Raw genomic sequence first — 3740 nt, forward strand, 5'->3', positions numbered from 1 at the left:
GGCTCAAGGTGCTGCAATCGCTCGACACTCTGGGCGCCGGCTTCCAACTGGCCAGCCACGACCTCGATATCAGAGGCGCCGGCAATCTTCTCGGCGAGGAGCAGTCCGGACACATCAAGGAGGTCGGCTTCGAACTCTACCAGCAGATGCTGGAAGAAGCCGTCGCCGAGGTGAAGGATTCGGGCGAGGTGCAGGATGGCGGCTGGTCGCCGCAGATTGCCGTCGGCACGGCGGTGATGATCCCGGAAAGCTATGTTCCGGACCTGCAGCTCCGGCTGGCGCTTTATCGCCGTCTCGGCGATCTCGAAAACACCGAGGAAATCGACGCTTTCGGCGCCGAGCTGATCGACCGCTTCGGCCCGCTGCCGGAGGAGGTGAAGCATCTGTTGAAGATCGTCTTCATCAAGGCGCTCTGCCGCAAGGCCAATGTCGAAAAACTCGACGCCGGGCCGAAGGGCGTCGTCATCCATTTCCGCAAGCGCGAATTCTCCAACCCGGTCGGGCTGGTCAAGTTCATTGGCGAACAGGGATCGTTGGCCAAGATCCGGCCGGACCACAGTGTCGTCTTCGTGCGCGACTGGCCGACAGCCGAGAAGAGGCTGGCGGGCTCGGCGGTCGTCATGACGCAGTTGGCACGGCTGGTGGAGAAGGCGGCGTAGCTAGCCTCGGACCATTCGCCAGCGCTGAAATTCCGGTCTAGAATAGGAAATTGGCTTCGTGTATGGAGCCGCGATCCCCAATTGGGGCCGGGAATGGCGGAGTATAGGCCGCTGGAAAGAGCGTTGGGTGCAGCGATGACGAAATGGTCGCCGAATTCGTGGAGAGCAAAGCCGATCAAGCAGGTTCCTGCTTATCCGGACCTTGCAGCGCTGAAGAACACGGAGGCCCAGCTCGCAACCTTTCCGCCGCTGGTTTTTGCCGGTGAGGCGCGCAAGCTCAAGAAGCAGCTCGCTTCGGTCGCTGCCGGTGACGCATTCCTCCTTCAGGGGGGCGATTGCGCCGAGAGCTTCGCCGAGCATGGCGCAGACAACATCCGCGACTTCTTCCGCGTCTTCCTGCAGATGTCGGTGGTGCTGACCTTCGCCGGCGCGCAGCCGGTGGTCAAGGTCGGCCGCGTTGCCGGCCAGTTCGCCAAGCCGCGCTCGTCCGACAACGAGACCAAGGGCGAGGTGACGTTGCCCAGCTATCGCGGCGACATCATCAACGGCATCGAATTCGACCCGAAGTCGCGCATTCCGGATCCCGCTCGCCAGGAGATGGCGTACCGCCAGTCGGCGGCGACGCTCAACCTTCTGCGCGCCTTCGCGCAAGGCGGCTATGCCAGCCTGGAGAATGTGCACCGCTGGATGCTCGGCTTCGTGTCCGACAGCCCGCAGGGCGAGAAATACGAGTCGCTCGCCAACCGCATCACCGAGACGATGGACTTCATGAAGGCCGTCGGCATCACTTCGGAAACCAACTACGCGCTGCGCGAGACCGATTTCTATACCAGCCATGAGGCGCTGCTGCTCGGCTACGAGGAGGCGCTGACGCGTGTCGATTCGACCTCCGGCGACTGGTACGCTACCTCGGGCCATATGATCTGGATCGGCGACCGCACCCGCCAGCCGGACCATGCGCATGTCGAATATTGCCGCGGCATCAAGAACCCGCTCGGCCTGAAATGCGGTCCGTCGCTGACGCCGGACGGCTTGCTGGAGCTGATCGACTTGCTCAACCCCGAAAATGAACCCGGCCGGCTGACGCTGATTGCACGTTTCGGCTCCGACAAGGTCGCCGACCATCTGCCGAAGCTGGTTCGCGCGGTGCAGAAGGAAGGCCGCTCCGTGGTGTGGTCGTCGGACCCGATGCACGGCAACACGATCGAGGCCGCCGGCTACAAGACGCGGCCGTTCGACCGCATCCTGAAGGAGGTTCAGACCTTCTTCGAAGTGCACCGCGCCGAAGGCACGCATCCGGGCGGCATCCATGTCGAGATGACCGGTAAGAACGTCACCGAATGCACCGGTGGCGCGCGCGCCATCACCGCCGAGGAGTTGCAGGACCGCTACCACACCCATTGCGACCCGCGCCTCAACGCCGACCAGGCGATCGAACTGGCGTTCCTGGTGTCAGACCTGCTCAAGAAGAGCCACCCGGTGCAGCACAAGCAGGTTGCGAACGGTTAAGCTCGATTTCGGCCTGAACGGCTGACGGAAAAAGCGCTGGAGAAATCCGGCGCTTTTCTTTTGGTTGGTTCAGTGCCCGCGTTCCCAGCGCAGGCCGGCGAGTCTGGGGTCAGCAAACGCCGCCCTTGAAAACTCGATGCGCTTTTCCGGAAACTCGCAGATCGCCTGCACGCCGAACGCACCAAGCCGGATGCGCCAGGTCCGCGGCTCCATTCTCCACGCCAGTACATGTCGCATTTGCTTGCGTGCGTGCGCCGCAAAGCTGGAATCCTGAAGGCGATGCCAGGCACTTTTCTTTCAAGGAGGATCGACGTGAGTGGTGGTCACCAGGGATCGTGTCTGTGTGGAGCCGTCCGCTTCAGAACGAACGGAGCGTTGCGTGGCGTCGTCTATTGTCATTGCTCGCAATGCCGCAAGCAGAGCGGACATTTCTATGCCGCGACCAATGTTGCCAATGTCGACATCGTGATCGATGGCGTGGAAAGTATCACCTGGTACGAAGCCTCTACCTTCGCCAGGCGTGGGTTCTGCAAGGCATGCGGGTCGGTGCTGTTCTGGAAGCCGCGAGACCAGGACTACGTTTCAGTCATGGCGGGATCGTTCGACAAGCCGACAGGTCTTGAGGGGGAATGCCATATCTTCGTTGGTGACAAGGGCGACTATTATTCGATCGACGACGGGCTGCCGCAGTTTGAAAAGTCGACACCGTCCATACCGGTTGCTGAATGAATCTTGGACAAGTCACCTTATTCCATTGATCTGGCCAGCCATTGCATTATCCCGTGCCGGTGATTCGCAAAGGGGTTTGGCATGCAGCGGCTGATCGACGCTTATTTCAATTCGGTGCGGGCGTTTCGCAAGCTGGCCGCCAGCGAGAAGGCTTTCCAGCAGGAGCTGATGCTGCTGGCGCTGGCACTGCCGCTCGGCTGGTTCGTTTCGATCTCGTGGCGCGGTTATGCCTTGCTGATCGGCGCGGTGCTGCTCTTGATCATGGTCGAGGTGCTTAACACCGGCATCGAGGCGGCATGCGACGCTTTCAGCCGCGAGTTCAATGTCGACATCCAGTTGGCCAAGGATTGCGGTTCGCTGGCGGTGCTGATTTCGGTGCTCATCGTCGCCGGTGTCTGGGGCATCGCCATTATCGAGCGGATCACTGGGCTACCGATCTAGCCTTTCGATGCCTATATGGCAGTCACCAAAGGAGACTGTCATGGCCGGGGCCGCCAATTTTCTGCTTCTCGAACGCGTGGGCCTGCCAGACGATCTGCGCTGGCTCGTCGAAAAATACCCGCGTGAAAACTGGCAGGACCATGCCAACGTCCACGGCATCGCCAATATGTGGCTGCAGCGGCACGACATGTTCCGCGAACTTGGCGGCATGCTGGCCAACGGCATTGACGACTTCCGTGAGGGACGGCTGACGGCGCCTGATTTCGCGCGCTGGTTCGCGCCGCGCCTCAATCATTTTCTTGGGCATCTCGACGGTCACCACAATGTCGAGGATTATCAATATTTCCCGATCTTCGCCAAGGCCGAGCCCCGTTTGAAGCGCGGCTTCGAGATTCTCGATGC

General features: G+C 61.1%; 6 protein-coding genes. 5 read left to right on the top strand and 1 reads right to left on the bottom strand.

Features of this window, described 5'->3' with window-relative positions; translation table 11 throughout:
• Positions 1-659, top strand: a 659-nt coding sequence (locus EN994_RS22215; RefSeq protein WP_348631684.1) for a TRCF domain-containing protein, incomplete at its 5' end; no start/stop codon positions are given.
• 135 nt (positions 660-794) lie between these two features.
• Positions 795-2168: a 3-deoxy-7-phosphoheptulonate synthase class II gene (locus EN994_RS22220; protein WP_013531905.1), complete on the top strand. Its 1374-nt coding sequence runs from the start codon at positions 795-797 to the stop codon at positions 2166-2168.
• A gap of 69 nt (positions 2169-2237) precedes the next feature.
• Here EN994_RS22220 and EN994_RS22225 read toward each other — a convergent pair whose 3' ends face one another.
• Positions 2238-2381 carry a hypothetical protein gene (locus EN994_RS22225; RefSeq protein WP_335918377.1) on the bottom strand — a complete coding sequence of 48 codons (144 nt, stop codon included), beginning with the start codon at positions 2379-2381 and terminating at the stop codon, positions 2238-2240.
• Positions 2382-2480: 99 nt separating this feature from the next.
• On the opposite strand from EN994_RS22225, the gene EN994_RS22230 reads away from it, so the two are divergent.
• The 3 genes from EN994_RS22230 to EN994_RS22240 all read left to right on the top strand — a co-directional run.
• Positions 2481-2897 carry a GFA family protein gene (locus tag EN994_RS22230; protein WP_013531901.1) on the top strand — a complete coding sequence of 139 codons (417 nt, stop codon included), beginning with the start codon at positions 2481-2483 and terminating at the stop codon, positions 2895-2897.
• Between the two features lie 81 nt (positions 2898-2978).
• Positions 2979-3338 carry a diacylglycerol kinase gene (locus EN994_RS22235; protein WP_024503562.1) on the top strand — a complete coding sequence of 120 codons (360 nt, stop codon included), beginning with the start codon at positions 2979-2981 and terminating at the stop codon, positions 3336-3338.
• Between the two features lie 40 nt (positions 3339-3378).
• On the top strand, positions 3379-3740 hold a 362-nt coding region (locus tag EN994_RS22240; RefSeq protein ID WP_206530465.1), incomplete at its 3' end, for a hemerythrin domain-containing protein.

This window comes from Mesorhizobium sp. M7A.F.Ca.CA.002.09.1.1 (assembly GCF_003998555.1).
GTDB lineage: Bacteria > Pseudomonadota > Alphaproteobacteria > Rhizobiales > Rhizobiaceae > Mesorhizobium > Mesorhizobium ciceri.